Source organism: Planococcus halocryophilus (assembly GCF_001687585.2).
Lineage (GTDB): Bacteria > Bacillota > Bacilli > Bacillales_A > Planococcaceae > Planococcus > Planococcus halocryophilus.
Map to the genome: position 1 here is coordinate 260,094 of NZ_CP016537.2, position 18,212 is coordinate 278,305.

General features: G+C 39.4%; 23 protein-coding genes and 1 other annotated feature. Of the genes, 13 read left to right on the forward strand and 10 right to left on the reverse strand.

The features are described 5' to 3' along the window. The first annotated feature begins 41 nt into the window (after positions 1-41). Complete coding sequence (locus BBI08_RS01400) at positions 42-440, forward strand: thiol-disulfide oxidoreductase DCC family protein (RefSeq protein ID WP_040850406.1); 399 nt, start codon at positions 42-44, stop codon at positions 438-440. Between the two features lie 64 nt (positions 441-504). Here BBI08_RS01400 and BBI08_RS01405 read toward each other — a convergent pair whose 3' ends face one another. Continuing rightward, positions 505-1,692: a hypothetical protein gene (locus BBI08_RS01405; protein WP_008496283.1), complete on the reverse strand. Its 1,188-nt coding sequence runs from the start codon at positions 1,690-1,692 to the stop codon at positions 505-507. A 144-nt stretch (positions 1,693-1,836) separates the two neighbouring features. Between BBI08_RS01405 and BBI08_RS01410 the strand changes: the two genes are divergently transcribed. After that, on the forward strand, positions 1,837-2,706 hold the full coding sequence (locus BBI08_RS01410; RefSeq protein ID WP_008496284.1) for an STAS domain-containing protein: 870 nt from the start codon (positions 1,837-1,839) through the stop codon (positions 2,704-2,706). Positions 2,707-2,754: 48 nt separating this feature from the next. Here the strand turns inward: BBI08_RS01410 and BBI08_RS01415 are convergent, their stop codons facing one another. Next, positions 2,755-3,255, reverse strand: a complete 501-nt coding sequence (locus BBI08_RS01415) for a metallophosphoesterase family protein (RefSeq protein WP_008496285.1) — start codon at positions 3,253-3,255, stop codon at positions 2,755-2,757. Positions 3,256-3,552: 297 nt separating this feature from the next. Between BBI08_RS01415 and BBI08_RS01420 the strand changes: the two genes are divergently transcribed. The 5 genes from BBI08_RS01420 (at position 3,553) to BBI08_RS01440 (ending at position 7,502) form a co-directional block, all read left to right on the forward strand. Next, complete coding sequence (locus tag BBI08_RS01420; RefSeq protein WP_008496287.1) at positions 3,553-4,176, forward strand: cell wall hydrolase; 624 nt, start codon at positions 3,553-3,555, stop codon at positions 4,174-4,176. 103 nt (positions 4,177-4,279) lie between these two features. Continuing rightward, positions 4,280-4,627 carry an ASCH domain-containing protein gene (locus BBI08_RS01425; protein ID WP_008496288.1) on the forward strand — a complete coding sequence of 116 codons (348 nt, stop codon included), beginning with the start codon at positions 4,280-4,282 and terminating at the stop codon, positions 4,625-4,627. 7 nt (positions 4,628-4,634) lie between these two features. Continuing rightward, complete coding sequence (locus BBI08_RS01430) at positions 4,635-5,066, forward strand: hypothetical protein (protein ID WP_008496289.1); 432 nt, start codon at positions 4,635-4,637, stop codon at positions 5,064-5,066. 187 nt (positions 5,067-5,253) lie between these two features. Continuing rightward, positions 5,254-5,464, forward strand: a binding site (T-box leader). A 98-nt stretch (positions 5,465-5,562) separates the two neighbouring features. Continuing rightward, entirely contained in the window at positions 5,563-6,912 is a 1,350-nt protein-coding gene (trpE, locus tag BBI08_RS01435; RefSeq protein WP_008496290.1) for an anthranilate synthase component I, read from the forward strand. Then, on the forward strand, positions 6,909-7,502 hold the full coding sequence (locus tag BBI08_RS01440; RefSeq protein WP_065528416.1) for an anthranilate synthase component II: 594 nt from the start codon (positions 6,909-6,911) through the stop codon (positions 7,500-7,502). The genes trpE and BBI08_RS01440 overlap by 4 nt, the downstream gene beginning before the upstream one ends. Before the next feature lie 46 nt (positions 7,503-7,548). On the opposite strand, the gene BBI08_RS01445 is transcribed toward BBI08_RS01440, so the two are convergent. Further along, positions 7,549-8,403, reverse strand: a complete 855-nt coding sequence (locus BBI08_RS01445; protein ID WP_008496291.1) for a dimethylarginine dimethylaminohydrolase family protein — start codon at positions 8,401-8,403, stop codon at positions 7,549-7,551. Between the two features lie 141 nt (positions 8,404-8,544). On the opposite strand from BBI08_RS01445, the gene BBI08_RS01450 reads away from it, so the two are divergent. Next, positions 8,545-8,988: a GNAT family N-acetyltransferase gene (locus tag BBI08_RS01450; RefSeq protein ID WP_008496292.1), complete on the forward strand. Its 444-nt coding sequence runs from the start codon at positions 8,545-8,547 to the stop codon at positions 8,986-8,988. A gap of 263 nt (positions 8,989-9,251) precedes the next feature. Here BBI08_RS01450 and BBI08_RS01455 read toward each other — a convergent pair whose 3' ends face one another. Further along, the gene (locus tag BBI08_RS01455) at positions 9,252-9,635 is read right to left on the reverse strand and encodes a nucleotide excision repair endonuclease (RefSeq protein ID WP_008496293.1); all 384 of its coding nucleotides are present in this window, start codon (positions 9,633-9,635) and stop codon (positions 9,252-9,254) included. Between the two features lie 94 nt (positions 9,636-9,729). Next, positions 9,730-10,377 (reverse strand): SDR family oxidoreductase, encoded by a 648-nt coding sequence (locus BBI08_RS01460; protein ID WP_008496294.1) that lies wholly within the window; start codon positions 10,375-10,377, stop codon positions 9,730-9,732. A gap of 131 nt (positions 10,378-10,508) precedes the next feature. Between BBI08_RS01460 and BBI08_RS01465 the strand changes: the two genes are divergently transcribed. Then, entirely contained in the window at positions 10,509-10,790 is a 282-nt protein-coding gene (locus tag BBI08_RS01465) for a DUF6509 family protein (RefSeq protein ID WP_008496295.1), read from the forward strand. Positions 10,791-10,827: 37 nt separating this feature from the next. On the opposite strand, the gene BBI08_RS01470 is transcribed toward BBI08_RS01465, so the two are convergent. Continuing rightward, positions 10,828-11,562 carry a SurA N-terminal domain-containing protein gene (locus BBI08_RS01470; protein ID WP_008496297.1) on the reverse strand — a complete coding sequence of 245 codons (735 nt, stop codon included), beginning with the start codon at positions 11,560-11,562 and terminating at the stop codon, positions 10,828-10,830. A 245-nt stretch (positions 11,563-11,807) separates the two neighbouring features. Here BBI08_RS01470 and hisC point away from each other — a divergent pair, with 245 nt between their 5' ends. Continuing rightward, positions 11,808-12,917, forward strand: a complete 1,110-nt coding sequence (hisC, locus tag BBI08_RS01475; RefSeq protein ID WP_008496298.1) for a histidinol-phosphate transaminase — start codon at positions 11,808-11,810, stop codon at positions 12,915-12,917. 379 nt (positions 12,918-13,296) lie between these two features. Here hisC and BBI08_RS01480 read toward each other — a convergent pair whose 3' ends face one another. Further along, positions 13,297-14,016 (reverse strand): YwaF family protein, encoded by a 720-nt coding sequence (locus BBI08_RS01480; protein ID WP_065528417.1) that lies wholly within the window; start codon positions 14,014-14,016, stop codon positions 13,297-13,299. A 156-nt stretch (positions 14,017-14,172) separates the two neighbouring features. Here BBI08_RS01480 and BBI08_RS01485 point away from each other — a divergent pair, with 156 nt between their 5' ends. After that, positions 14,173-14,478 (forward strand): hypothetical protein, encoded by a 306-nt coding sequence (locus tag BBI08_RS01485; RefSeq protein WP_236610112.1) that lies wholly within the window; start codon positions 14,173-14,175, stop codon positions 14,476-14,478. A gap of 88 nt (positions 14,479-14,566) precedes the next feature. Then, positions 14,567-14,935 (forward strand): nuclear transport factor 2 family protein, encoded by a 369-nt coding sequence (locus BBI08_RS01490; RefSeq protein ID WP_008496301.1) that lies wholly within the window; start codon positions 14,567-14,569, stop codon positions 14,933-14,935. Positions 14,936-15,037: 102 nt separating this feature from the next. On the opposite strand, the gene BBI08_RS01495 is transcribed toward BBI08_RS01490, so the two are convergent. Genes BBI08_RS01495 through BBI08_RS01505 form a run of 3 tightly spaced genes read right to left on the reverse strand, consistent with a single transcriptional unit; the run spans position 15,038 to position 17,458 of the window. Then, positions 15,038-15,610, reverse strand: a complete 573-nt coding sequence (locus tag BBI08_RS01495) for a 5' nucleotidase, NT5C type (RefSeq protein ID WP_008496302.1) — start codon at positions 15,608-15,610, stop codon at positions 15,038-15,040. Continuing rightward, positions 15,607-16,710, reverse strand: a complete 1,104-nt coding sequence (ribD, locus tag BBI08_RS01500; protein ID WP_008496303.1) for a bifunctional diaminohydroxyphosphoribosylaminopyrimidine deaminase/5-amino-6-(5-phosphoribosylamino)uracil reductase RibD — start codon at positions 16,708-16,710, stop codon at positions 15,607-15,609. The genes BBI08_RS01495 and ribD overlap by 4 nt, the downstream gene beginning before the upstream one ends. Further along, positions 16,697-17,458: a GTP cyclohydrolase II gene (locus BBI08_RS01505; RefSeq protein ID WP_008496304.1), complete on the reverse strand. Its 762-nt coding sequence runs from the start codon at positions 17,456-17,458 to the stop codon at positions 16,697-16,699. Before BBI08_RS01505 ends, ribD begins: the two co-directional genes overlap by 14 nt. Positions 17,459-17,702: 244 nt before the next feature. Between BBI08_RS01505 and BBI08_RS01510 the strand changes: the two genes are divergently transcribed. After that, positions 17,703-18,200: a ferritin gene (locus BBI08_RS01510; protein ID WP_008496305.1), complete on the forward strand. Its 498-nt coding sequence runs from the start codon at positions 17,703-17,705 to the stop codon at positions 18,198-18,200. Positions 18,201-18,212: the final 12 nt, after the last annotated feature.

The window sequence follows — 18,212 nt, forward strand, 5'->3', positions numbered from 1 at the left end:
ATTCACATAACAGTACTATTATTGGCGAAGGAGGAAACGATATGGAACACGCCATCGTATTATTTGATGGAGATTGTAATTTTTGTGATTCGAGCGTTCAATTTATCATAAATCATGATCCGGCAGGCTATTATCAATTTGCTTCACTGCAAAGTGAAATCGGCAAAGAGCTTTCTAACAAGCACAATGTGCCGGATGATGTAGACAGTTTAGTGTTGATAAAAGACGGTCAAGCTTATGTGAAATCTGAAGGGGCTTTAATGATTTCAAATCACTTAACGGGACTTTGGAAACTAGCGCATTACTTGAAGCCTTTTCCTCGAGCACTGCGAGACGGAGCGTATGATGTCATCGCCAAAAATCGTTACAAAGTGTTTGGGAAACTAGATAGTTGCATGTTGCCACCGCCTCACATTCGAAAACGATTTTTGGATAAGTAAATGCAAAAGTCCGAACCTGGAAATTCTCCAGTTCGGGCTTTTTTCATATTTAAGGCTTCAAAAATCAACAAAAGTTAGATAGCCTCCAATACTTATTAGCGGTTGGTCCTGCCATATAACTTAGTCCTTCACTTTCTGATTGATGAATTTCCGTCCATTGGCGATCTTCGCTGTACTTTAAATAAACTTCGTGGTTGGGTGATTGATCATGCACGCCTAGAACTGTATAGGTGCCATCGTGATAAAAGTCAGCAGACAAATGATAGTCGATATTCGGTGAAGTGGTAAGTGGATTTCCAACACCATGTGTTAAAGCGATAGAAATTTTCTGATCGGACTCAGCTGTCTTTATTAAGTCAATTTCATTAGCTGAAGCGACATCTTCTTTGCTGAATTTTTTTCGCCAATTGTAGCCGATCGTCGGTCCAACGCGCTTATCCCAAGATAATGTTGGTTCGTTTTCATTAAATGACACAGTAAAATTGACATGTGTTCGGTACTCGAGTGAATCAGAATCAAATGATCGATTATCTCCTTTAAAATAATGGAAAGGAGAGAGGAGATTTGGGTTTTTCAATAAAGTATCTGGTAAAAAGGTGTTATAGCGGAAATGCCACACAGGTTGAGGCGCTGTATTAGGTTGATCCGATAAGAGCGAATGTAAAGGAGCTATTTTTTGGGTTAGCCAAAAATCCTCCATGGAAGCTTTATCTTTAGAAGAGTTTTGCTGCAAAGCGCCGAATATTTTATGTAACGAGAATTTTTTCTCGCTACCCTTTTTGCCTGCTAGTGAGACAGGACGTTTGCCACGAATCCAATACGTGTATGGTTGGTCACTTAAAATCTTATCATCGGTATATTGATTTTTTTTAATAGATTCGATAAACTGACCGTTGCGATAAATATCAAATGTGGAAATACCATCAATTTTTCCCCAAGCTAAAGAAACGCGACCTTCAGAAACGATGGTAGTTAGTACGATTTCAGCAAGACGATTGTCATTATCGACGTTCCTGTTTTCGGTCCCAGTTTGTATTTTGATTTTGTCTGTCCATTCTCCTGCGACATCTAAGCGTTCGATTGTGTATGTATACAAATGCCCCACTTGTAATCCTTCATCTTTAAAGTAGTTTTGAGTGCCTGTATAAACGACTTGTGAGCCACGCTTTACTCGGCATACAGCTTCTGTTGCTGTCCATCTAAAATAAATTAATGTATCAGATTGCTCTAATACAAGAATATCAATTATCATTTCTCCACCTCCGCATGCTATTGTTAGGCATATACCCTTTTTGAAAAGCGGATGAACCCTTTCCCGTAATTTGTATAGAATTAGAAAAGTTCACTGTATAATAAATATATGCAAGTAAGGTCAGATAGATGTGGAGGAATTTCAATGCACAATACTAAACCGATGAAGAATTTTGGTGATTTTGATGAAGCAGCAACGTATATTTTGCAGTTGTTAAGCAAACAAATCGGTATCAATTCTTTGTTTATTGCTAAAAATGATGGACAGATAAATAATATCCTTAAAGTACATAATACTAACAAGAAACTTGTAGAAGAAGGTAGTTCGATGCCTCTTATTCAGTCGTATTGTAGTTTGAGTATCAATCATGGTGCATCTCCATTAATTATAGACGATGTTTCAAAAAACGAATTAACCCGTAGTATGGAAATCACTAAAAATTACGGACAAGGCACATTTGTAGGTGTTCCAGTTTATTATAGCGATAACACAATATATGGAACGATTTGTGGATTAGACGATCAATATCACAAACTTTCCGAGGAAGATCTTTATACTTTTGAAGTGATGTCGACATTATTGACCTATGTGTTGGAACTTGAAAAAGCCAATCAACAAATCCAAACATTGACTGCGCCGATTGTTCCGATAACCAAAGGTGTAGCAATCGTGCCCGTGATTGGTGAAATTACAGCTGCTCGAGCAGAAGTTATTATTAAACACATACTTGAAAAATGTAGTAATGAGCATATGGACTATTTAATTATCGATGTTTCGGGAATAGTGCAAATCAATACTGTCGTTGGGGAATACTTGCTAAAGCTTGTCGGTATTTTAAAAATAATAGGGGTGACGCCAGTTATTACAGGTATTCAACCTTTTATGGCATTAAAGGTTCCGCATTTTGCGGCAGCTTTAAAAGATGTATTGATAGAAGCAAACCTCGAAGCAGCATTAAAAAAACTTGGATTTGTATTAATAAAAGAATGCAAAGAAAAACCAGACTTTCGTTGAGAAAGTCTGGTTTTATATTTTGTTGAAAGGTTGTTTATGTTTATTCTACTAGCTTTCTTTATCAAAAAAGACATGTTTGAGTTCCCAAGTGTCGCCGATTTCCAACAAGCCAAATGAAAATTGTGCTTGTCGACGTTTATCAGTAGGTGAACCTGGATTGAACAATGTGACACCATCGACTTCTCTCATTACAGGGATATGAGAATGTCCAAAGACAATAATGTCAACATCGTCGTTAACAAATGTATCAAAAGCTTGTTGTTCAGTAGGCTTTCGGTCACTATCTCCGTGAACGACGCCGATTTTTAATTGGCCAAATGTGAAAATCTTTTTGCGTCCGAATTTTTCTAAAATATCCCAGGGATCAACATTACCGGTGACTCCATCAATTTCAGCGTATGCAGCCAGTTCGTGATAAACGTCCAGTGTTTGCCAATCCCCCGCATGGATAATAAAATCTGCTTTTTCGCATGCTTCAACTAATTGTTGTGGCAGTTTTTTGGCGCGGAATGGAATATGGGTATCTGAAACAATAACAATGTTCTTCATCTAAACGCCTCCAGTCAGTTTCTTTCACTTTACCAAATAAATACCTCAAGGTCGAAATCTAGCTCTAGTTTCTCGATACTAGTTTGTCAAAAAGATTCAACTCTCATTTTCATGAGTGAAAAGACCTGTTATTCAGAAAGATAAAAACCGTATTTTTTGCAAAACATCAATAAAGTATTGGTATTTGCTAGTTTTCTACAAGATTAAAGTAGTTATGATGGATTGAATTCATATAATTCCAATTATATACTGTTAATAAGAATGTTTGTTGATTATTGGAAAAGAAAGGGAGAGAGTATGAAAAAATTAAAAGTATTGGTATTTGCTTTATTTACAATGTTATTTCTAGGGTTTTCTCAAACCACTGCTGAAGCGCATGCACCAAATTTACATGTAGGGGTGTCTGGAGAAGATGTAAAAGAACTTCAAACTAAATTGAAAAAATTGGGTTACTTCAATACATCAGCTACTGGTTATTATGGGCCAGTAACTAAAAATGCAGTGATCGAATTTCAGCGTGACTTTAATGTATCAGCTACGGGCTTCACGGGTCCTTTAACACGCGCAAGACTTGCGGAAGTTGATATGATGGCACATGTTGTAAACGGAGAAGCACGAGGAGAAAGTTATACAGGACAAGTAGCAGTAGCAGCTGTCATTTTGAACCGTATCGATTCGTCTAAATTCCCGAACAATACATACAATGTTATTTTTCAGCGCAATGCATTTACGGCTGTAAATGATGGCCAATTCAACTACCAGCCAAACGCTTCGGCTTATCAAGCTGTAAAGACTGCTGTTAAAGGATCAGATCCTTCTTTAGGAGCAACTTATTATTACAATCCAAGAGGCGTTACAGATACTTGGATTTTCTCACGTACAACGATTACCAAAATCGGCAAACATGTATTTGCAAAATAAATAAAAGAATCGCTCTGTCAAAACAGAGCGATTTTTTTATGGGATGAATTAGCATGTAGAAAAGGCTATACTGAATTAGGAACTAACGAGAGGTGGAACACAAATGACTGAAAATAATGCGGCGCAATTGGCGCCAAAAACATGTAGCATTGAAAGACTTGTAACGAATAAACAAGACGTAGAAAAAGTATTGCTCGGTAAGAAAATAGCAACACGTCGAAATGGCCGCTATGCAGATGTTGGAGAAATTATGGTACTTGAAGATAAGAAATTCTTAGTAGACCGTGTATACCAACAAACACTTGGGGAGTTAACGGATGAAATCGTAGCAGGAGAAGGGTATGCGACTGTTGAGGAATACAAACAAGCGATATTGTCTACTCATGCGGGTATGCCTTGGTTGCCACAGATGACTGTCTGGGTTCACGAATTTCATTTAACGGAAGAGTAAGCACGAGATGTACACACTCATTTTGTTTGCTCATATCTTAAGTGCGGTTTTATCGATTGGACCGTTCTTTGTGCTTCTTCCTTTAGTTAAGCGAATGGAGACTGCCTCCGGCGATGTTCTTCTGGCACATATTATTACGTTTAAATCGGCAACACGCCTTGTAAAACATGCGGGGCATGTATTAGTAACAACGGGTGTTTTGTTGATTTGGCAAGGCCCGTGGGGATGGGGAACTTCGTGGATACTAGGCACTATAGGAGTTATGGTGGCTTCCGTGTTTTTCTTAGCACGTGCATTTACACCAACCCTTCGTAAGTTTAATGACGAGAAATTTAATCATTTAACATTGGTTAAAAAGTTAAATCGCTCTTTATGGATTTATATCTTTTTATTAGTACTGATGATGTGGTTTATGGTAGATAAGCCACTGTTATGGTGATGAAACGGGACGGCTCTATGGGGTCGTCCTTTTTGGCGTTTGTAGACGGAATTATCTATTATTAATTAGCTTACAGTTGACAAACCTGCTTGGATTTAATAAGATGAGCACAACCTTTTTGTACGGATTGCGGTAGAAGGTGTCGGGAGCGACATCGCCGAATTCTAGTTGAGAAGAGTATAGTAGAGCTAAATCGATGAATAAGAAAAGTAGCACAGATCAACCTCTCAAAGAGAGCCAGTGGCAGGTGGAAACTGGTGGGGTGTCTGAGTGAATGGGCTTATGAGTGATTCTTTGAACAAGCAGTAGAAGAGTCCGTTTCCCTACGTTATCGGGGATAGAGTGAAAGCTGTAACAGCTTTAACATGAGGTGGTACCACGGTTAATCCGTCCTCTGCAAGGAACAATTCTGTTTCTTGCAGGGGACTTTTTTGTTTTTAACAGGTAGGAAAAATGCAAGACTAACGGCGTTTTTCAGAAATGGAGATGAGTTGAGATGAGTAAAGAAATGAAGACGAGAAAAATTGATGGGGATTCGTTAACACCCATTGCTGTGTTTAATCGATTAACAGGAGAACGCAAATGCTTGCTTGAAAGTTCATTAAAGACCAGTATGACAGGTCGTTATTCTTTTATTGGAGCAAACCCGACGGTCGGTTATATCGGACAGGGCCAACAATTACGAGAAGTTGATTTTCAGACAGGTACCGAAAACATACATGAAGGAAAACCGTTGGAACTTATCAAGAAATTAATGCCGCGTTATGACGCGGAAGTAGAGGGGCTTCCTTTTACAGGTGGAGCTCTTGGCTATATTGGGTATGATGCGATTCAAGTTTATGAACCAATTAAAGCGCCAAAAAAAGACAGTCTTCAAATGCCGGATATCCATCTGCAGATTTACGAGACGATTGTAGTATTTGATCACGTAAAAAATGATGTGACCATTTTATCGTTTGAAGATAAGTTAGATGAAATTGAGCAGCAATTAGCTGTTCCTGAAAATTCGGAGACAACAGACCAACAATCACTGCAATTCTATTCCAAAACGAGCGATGCTTTTTTCCGCAACCAAGTAGAGCAAGCAAAAGATCACATCCGTAAAGGTGATGTTTTTCAATTGGTATTGTCGCAGCGCTTGTCTGCCAGTTACAAAGGAGATGCTTTTACACTGTACCGTAAATTGCGTAAGCAAAATCCATCGCCTTATCAATTTTTCATTGATTTCGATGGATATGCAGTGGTCGGAGCTTCACCAGAAAGCCTCTTGACGATACGTGATAGTCATATGATTACAAATCCGATTGCCGGCACACGTAAACGTGGAAAAACGGATAGTGAAGACAATCGTTTAGCAGAAGAGCTGGCTGGCGATGAGAAAGAACAAGCTGAGCATAAAATGCTTGTAGATCTCAGCCGTAACGATGTAGGGCGCGTCGCGCAAATTGGAACGGTAGACGTACCAAAGTATATGGTCATTGAGAAATATCAACATGTGATGCACCTGGTGTCAGAAGTAACAGGAGAACTCGACCCGAAGATGCACCCACTCGATGCATTGGTATCGTGTTTACCTGCTGGCACGGTTTCAGGAGCTCCTAAAGTTCGCGCCATGCAATTGATACAGGAGTTTGAAGAAGAGCGCAGAGGTGTTTACGGTGGGGCTATCGGTTATTTAGGGTTTAATGGAAATCTTGATGTGGCACTCGCCATTCGGACCTTTGTCGTTAAAGATGAAATGGTTCATGTTCAAGCAGGAGCAGGCATTGTGTTTGACTCAGACCCGCAAGCAGAATATGAGGAAACTCTTCACAAAGCGCGTTCACTTACGGAGGTGTTCGGATGATTTTATTAATCGATCACTATGACTCGTTTACGTATAATATTTATCAAGCTGTCGCTGCAATGGACGTCGAAGTGGAAGTAGTGCGTTATGGTGTTTTAACACTCGATGAAATTAAAGGAAAAAATCCTCAAGCAATTATTCTATCGCCAGGGCCTGGCCACCCGCGAGAATTGCCCGAATCGATTGAGCTAATTCAAGAATTGTACACGTCTGTTCCAATTTTGGGGATTTGTCTGGGTCAACAATTAATTGGAGCTGCTTTTGGCGGGAACGTTGTTGAAGCACCGTTTATCCGCCATGGCAAAGTATCGGATGTATCGCATAGTCAACAAGGATTGTTTAAAAATATGCCGTTGCCACTACCAGTCATGCGCTACCATTCACTTGTGTTAGAGCCGGAAACATTGGCTAGTTGTTTAGAAGTCCAATCAAAAGCACTCGATGACGATACCATTATGGCCGTAAAACACAAGGAATACCCGGTATACGGAATTCAATTTCACCCGGAATCCATCGGTACGCCAGACGGAGTCGAATTGATGAAAGAATTTATTGTACAAAGTCGTCAAGAAGCGACGAATCAGCGATAGAACATAAATACCCCTTAAGCCTAAACGGCTTAAGGGGTATTATTTTTTAAGAACGAATTAATGGCATTGTGCAGCAACGAAAAGCGCCGCCGGATTTAATAATTTCAGAATAATCGACTTCAATGACGTGAAAACCGCGAGCAGTCAAATGCTTGTTCACCTGCACGTTTTGCGGTTGACTGAACACTTTTCGATCCCCAATTGATAGTACATTCGTACCCAATGCAAACTGTTCTTTTTCATTAACGCGTATTAACGTATAACGTTCAGCGAGCATGCGAACCGTAGCTGCATCGAGTGCTTCCGGGAAAATTAGCGCTTCAGTTGGAGACAAGATATTAAAGACGCAATCCAAGTGTAAGTATTTTTCATTAAAAGAAATGGGAACGATTTCGAAATCGCGTAGTTCGGCTTGCAGTTTTTGAATGGCTTTTTTAGAAGTTCGACTACTAACCCCAATAAAGACCGTATCTCGGTCAATGATGACGTCGCCGCCTTCAATTCTGTGACCCGCTAATCGTTTGAAGTTAACGTGATGAGTTTCCATCCACTTTTCAAGCTCTTGTTCTTCACCTTGGCGAATATCAGAAGCCATTTCACTTATGAATACCGTATCACCAATGGTAAAGCCGATGTCACGTGTGAAAACTTGTTCAGGATACTTCTCCGTTGGCTCAATCAAATCTGTGTGAACGCCATTTTCGATTAATGCTTGAACAAATGTACTGTGTTGATGGAGTGCTTTGTCTACATCAATATTTTCATCTTTGTATCTTTTTTGAACATCATTGATGACATCTTTTATTTCCATAAAACGAGGGGGACATAACAAAACCCGTCGGAGCGGATCGTATTCACTTTGGCTGTGAGCGGATAAACTTTCTTTTGTTGTTGTAGCCATATTATTTCCTCCAAAAAAACATAGTTGGTACTTTACTATTCCTTTTGAAAAGAGAATTAAAACATGATTATTAATAGAAGATGCACAAAAGCTGTAGAAAATGAGAAAATAAAATGAGTTTAACAAAGGGGGAATAACTTCGTGGAAATTATTCAACAAAATGCGTCAGAAGACCGTGAGTTTATACGAAAAAAAGTGATTGAACACAACATGGCTAATTTAGCTGCAGAAGTAGAATCTCCAATTGAGCAAATGAATTTTATTGTGCGCAATGAAGAAGGGGAGGTTGTAGGGGGCTTAACGACTACAAGTTTCTGGAAAAGCTTACATATCGATTTTTTATGGGTAGAGCCTTCAATTAGAGGTCAGCGCGTAGCGGAAAAGCTAATGGCTCAAGTCGAAGTTTATGCACGCAGTAAAAAGTACAGAGTGATGATTGTTGATACCTTCAGTTTTCAAGCACCTGAATTTTATAAGAAGCAAGGTTTCGCAGAATTTGGTCGAGTGAACGATCACCCAGAAGGACATAGCCATCATTATTTTGAAAAGTGGCTTGTTGATCCTACTGAGATTAAAAAGCAATAAAAAAGAGCCTTGGAAATTTTTCAATATATCTAGAAATTTTCAAGTATGGGCTTTATGACTGGCTGCTTTTTCAAAATTTATTGAATGTAGCGGAAGGCGGCGACTCCAACGGTAGCAGCACGAGCTGGAGCCACTGAACTGAGCGAAGCGAAGGAAGCGGCAGAAGCCGTGCCCGTGGAACGCGTCCGCCTGAAGCGAAATGGATGTAAGGAATAACTTTTCAACCAATAAAAAAAAGGAAGCCCGCGGGCTTCCTTTTTTTACTATTCTTGGTCTTTATAAAACACTTTGTCTACGTTGTATCTAGCTTTATGAGCGTTGATTAAATACGTTTCGTAAATTTCGCGCTCCATTGGATCTTCAACGAAAGAAACCGTAATACGGTAAACTTCTTCACGGTGATTTTTCAATGGTGATACTGAATCTTCAAAATGCTTTTTCACACGTTGACGTAGTTTGCGGGCTTTCCCGACAAACAATAGCTCGCCACTATGGTTGAAAAATTGAATAATGCCGCCTTTATCGCGTGGAATATCGTACAAATCGATAAAGCCGAATAATGGTTTAATGACAGCTTCGTCACCTATAATTTCTTGCTTGCGCTGTGTAATCGTCACATCAGCTTTTGGTGGTTGAATATTAATCATGCTTATCACGTCCTCTAGTTATCGTATTGCCTATTTTAACACAAAAAAGAGCGAAAATCCATTCGCTCTTTTTTACTGTAGATTCCAGTCTTTCTTATAAGGAATTTAATTGGTCGCTGGCTGGCTGATCGCCTTGAAGCACTTCAAATACTTTATGGTAAGTGTTGTTACGATCTAGTACATCGACTAGTACATGTGCCACATCTGCTCTTGGAATGGATCTGCCTTCTAATGAACTAAAGCCGTCGAGAGACACTTCAATTTTGCCAGACTTTTCTTCATCTGAAAGTGCACCTGGGCGGACAATTGTATAATCTAAATTGGTTGTTTTCAATAAATCATCCGCTGTGCGTTTAGCGACAAGATACGGCTTCATCGCTTCACCGCCGGCATCCGGATTGTCTGATCCAACCGATCCTAGTTGTACAAAGCGTTTTACACCTTTTTCTTGTGCATATTGTGCGGCTTTTACTGAGCCCCATAAATCAATGGTTAATGTTTTATCAGCGCCTGTTTTGGGGCCAGATCCTGCTGCGAAAATAACAGCATCTATGCCTTCAAAAGCATCGCTAAAATCTTTTTCCAAATCGCCTAACACTACATTAGTAGCACCGAGTTCTTTTAGTTGATCTATTTGTTCTTCTTTGCGAACCATTGCCGTTGCTTTGTGGTTTGTTTCAGCTAACTCTTTGACAATGTTGCGGCCGACTTGACCGTTTGCTCCAATAACTAATACGTTCATTCGATTCCACTCCTTTAATTGTCTTTACTTTCTTTATGTTCCCGATTAAGAGTGTAATAAACGTTTTATTTTGTCGTGGAACTGTCCAAAAAGGTGTAGACAAGCTAGAATAGAAGAACGGAGGTGTTACAATGCAAATTACAGATTACGTGTTTCACAAAATTAATGACCCAACAGGTATCATGGTGGGCGATCGCTATGAATTCTTGTTAAACGTTGAAGTGGATGAAGAAGATGAATTATATACGGAAGGCGGCTTAGAAATACGCGTCATTATCGCTGCAGAAGAAGCTGGAGCCCGTATCGCACATTATAACCTTATCGATAAACAAACAAGAAGTGCGCTTGAATTTGGACTTGAAGACGAGGAAGAAGAAGAAATCCTTGCTTACTGTTCAGAAAAACTAGCGTAAAAAAACATCCTGCTCAATTTGAGCAGGATGTTTTCGTTTATAGTTTGACTTCGATGTCAGCTGATTTCTTTAGCTTTTCAATTTGGGTGAATACCGCATCTTGTGTTTTTTGTCCTTCTAGAGACTGACGGATTGTTGGTTCCATTTCTTCTAGAGGCGGAGCTTCTGCTTCAGAAGATTCAACAAAGCCATCATAAGCTGTTTGGACTTCATCGTCGGTCACTTTAGCGACTTCGATTTCTTCTGCAACGTATTGTTCATACACCAATTGTTCGCGTAGTTGCAATTCCATTTCTTCTATTGTAAAGCCGGTTTCTTTTAATGCTGCGTTCATTGCTTCTTCTGTTTCAAATTGACCTTTCAACTCTTCCAAGCGTTCTTTAACTGTTTCATCGTCAGCTATATAGCCTTTTTCTTCTGCATCTTGCAAAATTACTTTATTGCCAATTAATACAGACATAGCTTGTTCTTTCATAAGGTCTGCACTTTCTTCGTCGGAAACCGATTGACCTTGGACAGCTAATGTAGTTTCAAGCTGACGTGCCACGCTATTATAAACTTTCCCTAAAATTTCTTCTCCATTTATTATGACAACAACCTCTTCTTTTTCTGGCAGTTCAAGCGTATATTCTGCAGGAGCTGGCTCACCTGATTGTTCAGTTGTTTCGGGCTCTTCTTTTTCTGTCGATGCACCTTCTTCTTTATCAGTGCATGCGCTCAACGTTAGTAGTAATAAGAACGGGGCGAAGGCGAATGTCATTTTCTTAATCATATTAAAACTCCTCTTTCAATCTGTCTGTTTAACAGTTAACCACATTATTTTATCCGGCACAAATAGTTGGATATGCTTGTGCAAATAATGTTGCAATTCTGTATAATGAGGTAGGACGTGGTTATACCCATTAATACATGAGATAGCTCAAAAACCAATTGGATTTGAAATGCTTTATGACAATGGTATCATTATAAAAATACATAGATAATAATACATCACTTATACTTTTTGGAGGAATCCCTATGACAAGCTCAAGCAAAATTACAGCACGTAAAACATTAGAGAAAATCCAGCCGTACTCACCCGGAAAACCAATTTGGGAAGTGCAAAAAGAATTAGGATTGGATCGTGTCGTCAAACTAGCATCTAACGAAAACCCGTTAGGACCTTCTCCTAAAGCAGTGGCCGCCATCCAAAACGGCTTAGCAGGGTTAAACCGTTACCCTGATGCAGATGCTAGCGCATTAAAGAAAGCTATTGCCGAAAAATACCAAGTAACGCCAAAACAAGTAATTACAACAAATGGTGCGGATGAATTGATCACGTTGATTTCTGAAGCCTTTCTAGAAGAGGGGGACGAAGTAATTGTTCCATCTCCATCTTTTAGTGAATACGATTTCGGTGCACATATTATGGGTGCTACAGTTGTACCCGTTAAATTTAAAGAAGACTTTGAGTATGATGTAGACGCATTAATTTCTGCGGTTACGGAAAAAACGAAGATTATCTACATCTGTACGCCGAACAATCCGACGGGTACGTATATCCCGAAATCGGATTTGGATAAATTGGTAGACGCACTTGATGATGTATTAGTAGTGATTGATGCGGCTTACGATCATTTTGCAGATGCAGCAGATTACACAAATGGTGTGGAATACGTGAACGCAGGGTACCCAGTTGTGACATTGGAAACTTTCTCGAAAATTTACGGTATTGCGGGTGTACGCGTTGGTTTTGGTATCGCTCCTGAGGCGATTGTTCAATCGATTTTGAAAGTAAAAGAGCCATTTAACGTCAATACATTAGCACAAATTGCAGCAACCGCAGCTATTGGAGATGCTGAGCATGTAGAAACTTCTCAAGAAACCAATAAAGTAGGACGTCAGCAATTATACAAAGCTTTTGACGAACTGGGATTAACGTATATTGAAAGTATGGCCAATTTTGTGTTAGTACAAATTGGTGAAGATGGTGAAAACCTGTACAAACAATTAATGGCTAAAGGTGTCATTGTTCGCCACGGGAAAATTTGGGGACTGCCTGATTACGTGCGCGTTTCCGTTGGGACAGAAGAAGAAAACCAATTCTTCATCGATGCTTTAACAAGCTTATTAGTTAAACAAGCGTAGAGAAAAAAGCTTCCGAAATCGGAAGCTCAGCTTGTAGAAAAAAGAATAATAACATTTTCCTTCGTATTTATATGGATTCTCCGCACCCAGTGGACGCTTTCCGCGGACGAAGCGCTGAGCCTCCTCGTCGCAAGCTCCTGTGGGGTCTCATCACTCCGTTCTTCCGCAGGAGTCGCCACTTGGTGCTCCGAATCCTGGAGTGAGTGGATAAAAAGGCTGAAGCTGAGCCTACGGAAAGCGAAGTGGCCAGTCCAGTTGGAGAGTATACACAGTTATTTATTTTAGTTAGACTCTGTCTACAGTAAAAGCTTCCGATTTCGGAAGCTTTTTTTATATGTACTATTACCTTGCGTTAGACTTAGTGGATTACTAAGTCAATTCACGAGTGCTTAACGAATTTACGAAACAGTAAGTATTGAATGAAAAATAACGCGAAAGTGGTTAAGCAAAGGTTAATGTAATACCACAGACCTTCTCCAAAAAAATCTAGAGGAGAAGTAGTTGTGGGGCGTTGCATTAAAAAGAGGAAATTGGAATCTGTCCATGGATTGATAAAAAAGCCGACCACGGCGGCGTACACAAGCAGTAAACTATAAACAGAAAAAAAAGAACGCATCGTAATAACTTGAGGACGGCTTAAAGCTAAAAACAAACAGGCCCATGTTATAGCGGTGTGGTGAATAAAGAATTTCCAGAAACGAAAATGTTGGTAGTCATAAGGTAATTCTGGAGTAACTAATGCTAAAAAAGCGGGCAGTACTCCCAAAAAGAAGGCCAGTTGAATCCAGAAGGGGCGCATAGTCAGTAAACCAATTATCGAAACAACAGAAGCGACACCGCATAGATGAAAAGGCATTTGGTTATGAAAGCGCCAAACGTCATTGGTGATAGCCCAGTAATGATAAGAAATTTCCGATGCTAAGAGTAAAGTTAACAATGTCCAGCGTAACCAATTGACCCCTTGTTGGGTTTCTTTCAACTTATTTTTAAACGAAAAAAGAAGAAGACTTCCGATAAGAGCGATAGTGAGTACGATTAAGTGGCTCGTAGAAAAAAGAGTAAAATAATGAGTAGATGTCGCACCAAACCAACTTTCCATAATATCCCTCCCCATGCCGAATATATTGTGAGAATAGTTTAACATTAATTGGTTATGTAAGTAGCTTTAAGCTGGTAGTTTCACACAAACATAAACAGATGTTTTGCTTAAACGGCTCTTTCTACGATAAACTGCTTTAAAAGCTCCTTAGGAGGAATGCCAGTGGATCATTTGAAATTATTGTCATCCATCACGTACATCGACACAGAACGTTCCATAGAAGCTGGCGAAATGAAAATCGTTGAAACTGAACGCAATATTGACTTATATAGAGATACGTTGATAACACCAGGCACACAATTTCATGTTGCGAATGTATGGGATATCTCTTACAAATCGTTTTCTTCAGAAGCTAGATTGTTATACCTTCATACACACCGTGGTGTACTGACGTATATGATCTACACAGACCCAGATAAATTCGTGAAGACGTTTAAAAAATTGAAAAACGAGAATTACTAAAGAAGGTAGGTTTTTTCCTATCTTCTTTTTCGACTTTATAGAGCTACGTGGAGACGTGTGTGCATTTTATAGGAAAGGAGAAGAGAAAATGGAGAATACCATCAACATTGCAAATCAATGGATTGAAAAAGTGAACGACAAAAACATTAAAGCTGTACTTGAAGTTTCAGATCCGCATATTGAATTGGTCGGACCAAGAGGTGTCGCAGAAGGTCATGATATTTTGCGGAAGTGGATTGAACAGTCAGGCATTCATATGGAAACACAAGACTACTACGCGAAAGGTGACGAAGTGATTTGTGTCCAAAAAGCTACGTGGGAACACCAAAGTGGTCATGTCACGATATACACGTACATGCAAATGAGAAATGGAAAAGTTCATCGTTTAGGGAGATACGACACATTAGATGACGCTTTCGGAGAATGTCATTTAAGTGAAGAAGATTTAGTTGAATAGAAAAGGACGGAGAAATTTCTCCGTCCTTTTTTCTAATGTCGAGAGAACCCAGGGAAATGCCTACCTAGAGCATTTTTCCTTTGTTTCATCTACTACATTTATTTACTTTATTTCACTATTGATCAAATCGCCCAACTCATCCCAATTTTCAACGCGGAGCAAATCGAGATGGCGGTTATACGATTGATCTTTAACAATTACGTTCACAGATTCACCCGTTAATGTATTTAAGACAGCTGGCTTGTCATCGAAATAATAATCCAACTGCAAGTTTTTAATGATCTCCACTTTTTCCGAATCTTTCATACCACAGAAAAAGTTTTCCCTTACGATAGGAAAGCCTTTTTCAACCATCCAGTTGAATGTATTCTCCGTGTATTCGATTGGGCGTGACGTTATATAGTAGATTTCGTGTCCATCTGACTGGAGCTGCTTTAATAATTCGAGTGCACCAGAATAGAGCGGACAGTTAGTGAAATACAAAAAGTCTAACGAACGATTCCACATATTTTTACCTTCTTCGTCACTTAAACCGAATGCTTCATGTATTTCAACACGATTCAAATCGTGGAAAACAGCGATATCTACTGGTTGGTCTAATTGTTCTTGGTAATAATGAAAGGCATATTCCCGCAAATTAATCAATGTATCGTCTATATCAAAACCGAATTTCATGTGCTGCTGCCTCGCTTTTCAGGATAGCCTGTAAATTTAAAGTCTTTCCCCACTTTGCTGAATTCACCATCACGCAAATCGATAGCATCTTTCATCCATTCCACACCTGTTCCTTCAATAAAAGTCGGTGCCATTGTCCCGCCCACAAGTTTAGGTGCAAAATAAAATACCACTTTATCGATCAAGTCGTTTTCTAGAAACGCCGCATTGATCGTGCCGCCACCTTCGATAAAGAGTGAAGAAATGCCTTTTTCACCGAGCGTACGAACAACGTCGACGACATCGACTTGCGTGTCATGACTAGTTTCAAATATCGAAACGCCTAATTTTTCTAATGCCTGTCGTTTATCGGCATTGTAATTTTTACTGGTGAAAATCCACGTATCGACAATGCCATCTGTAACAATTTTGGAATCAAGCGGAATACGTAATGTAGAATCTAGTACAATACGAAGCGGGTTTCGACCGTTCGAAATACGCGCCGTCAATTCAGGATCGTCTTCAATAACAGTGCCAACGCCAACTAAAATGGCCATGTTCTGACTACGCATCAAGTGAACATCTAATCGTGCTTCTTCTGCTGTAATCCATTTGCTATCAAGAGAGTGGGTGGCGATTTTGCCATCTAGTGTAGACGCAGCTTTTAATGTCACAAAAGGAGTTTTCGTTACGATGAATTTATTAAAGACTTCGTTGATCTTTATAGCTTCCTCCTCACGAACTCCCACGATTACTTCAATACCTGCTTCTTTTAGCATTCGTACCCCATTTCCGGCAACGATGGGGTTGGGGTCTAAAGTTGCGACGATCACTTTTGTAATGCCCGCATCGATAATCGCTTGCGCGCAAGGGCCGGTACGACCGAAATGAGAGCAAGGTTCAAGTGTTACATAGATAGTAGCGCCTCGACTCATGTCACCCGCCATGCGGAGTGCATGAATCTCAGCATGGGGTTCACCTGCTTTTAGATGCGTACCAATGCCAACAATTCGGTTGTCATTAACGATAACAGAGCCAACGAGAGGGTTAGGATCTGTTTGCCCTTTTAACGTTTGCGCATTCGTCAAAGCAAGGTTCATATAAAAATCATGGTTTGACATGAAAAATATCCTCCTCGTCCTTTAGGTGTCCAGAACGATCGATTTTTGTTTGCAAGTAGTCTTTATTGTATTCGGATGCGTCTCCCCAAAGAGCAGTTCTGGATGCAATTTGCAATCCCGCTTTTTCGATGGCATCGACTTTTTTAGGATTATTAGTCATTAACGTGACAGGCTTAGTGCGAAGTGCTTGTAGTACAGCGATCGCGTCCCCATAATTTCTGGAGTCATCCACGTATCCCAATTGTTCATTTGCTTCAACGGTATCATAGCCATTTTCTTGTAGAACATACGCCATTGCTTTACTGAAGAGGCCAATGCCGCGCCCTTCGTGATTTGCTAAATAAAACAATGCACCTGTACCGTGGTCGGTAATTCGCTTCATCGATTGTTTTAGTTGGTAGCCGCAATCACAACGTTTACTGCCGAAAATATCACCTGTATGACAAATAGAGTGCATGCGGATTAACGCTTCTTCATTATTTTCGAAGTCTCCATATACAAGAACACTCGATTGTTGATATTCAGCAAGGTTAGCTGAGTTAAGTTTTTCGATGATGCTCTCGTAATCTTCCGTAACTTCGTCAAGGCTCAACCAGCAATACCAATTGAATACAAAAGTTTCTTCATATAAATTGACAGGCAGCCGGATTGGACCCACTAAGTACACGGCGCCTTCTTCAGTTTGGATCATTTGAATTTTCTCTTTTAATATCGCAAATACTTTCGGATCTAGCTTCATGGTTGTCATTTTAGTTCCCCCTACATGACTATCTACATAATATCGTACTACATCTTGTTACTAAAAATAAGTTATTAGTCTCGAGAGGTTTTAAATGATAATAATTATCGTCTGAAAAAGGTATAACCTTTCCATAAGTGATATACATTATCAATTAAAATACTTTATTCTCATTTGATTTGATTGTTTAACAAGGCTATGTTATATTAACTACATTATAATAATTCTAAATAAGAAATAGGAGGAATAAAACATGTTATCAGAGAAACTAACGAATGCGTTAAACGATCAATTCAATAATGAATTACAAGCGGCACATGCGTATACGGCAATGGCAGCGTATTTTTCGAAAAAAGGGTACCATGGTTTTGCCAACTTCTATTTAATCCAATCTAAAGAAGAACATTACCATGCGATGAAGTTTTATCATTATTTAGTAACAATGGATGAAAAGCCAGTATTACAGGCATTAACTGAACCGAAAAATCATTTTAACAGCGCATTGGATGTTTTAGAAAATTCATTGGCTCAAGAGAAAAGCGTAACGAGCAATATTTATGCATTGGTCACATTGGCTAGTGAATTAGAAGAGCATGCGACATTATCGTTCTTAGATTGGTTTATCGAAGAACAAATGGAAGAAGAAAAATCATTCCGCGATATTATTGCAAGAGTAAAAGCCATTGAAGAAGGCGGAGAATACTTCTTGAAAATGGATGATGAATTTGCACAGCGTAAACTAGAAGATTAATAGCAAGCCAAG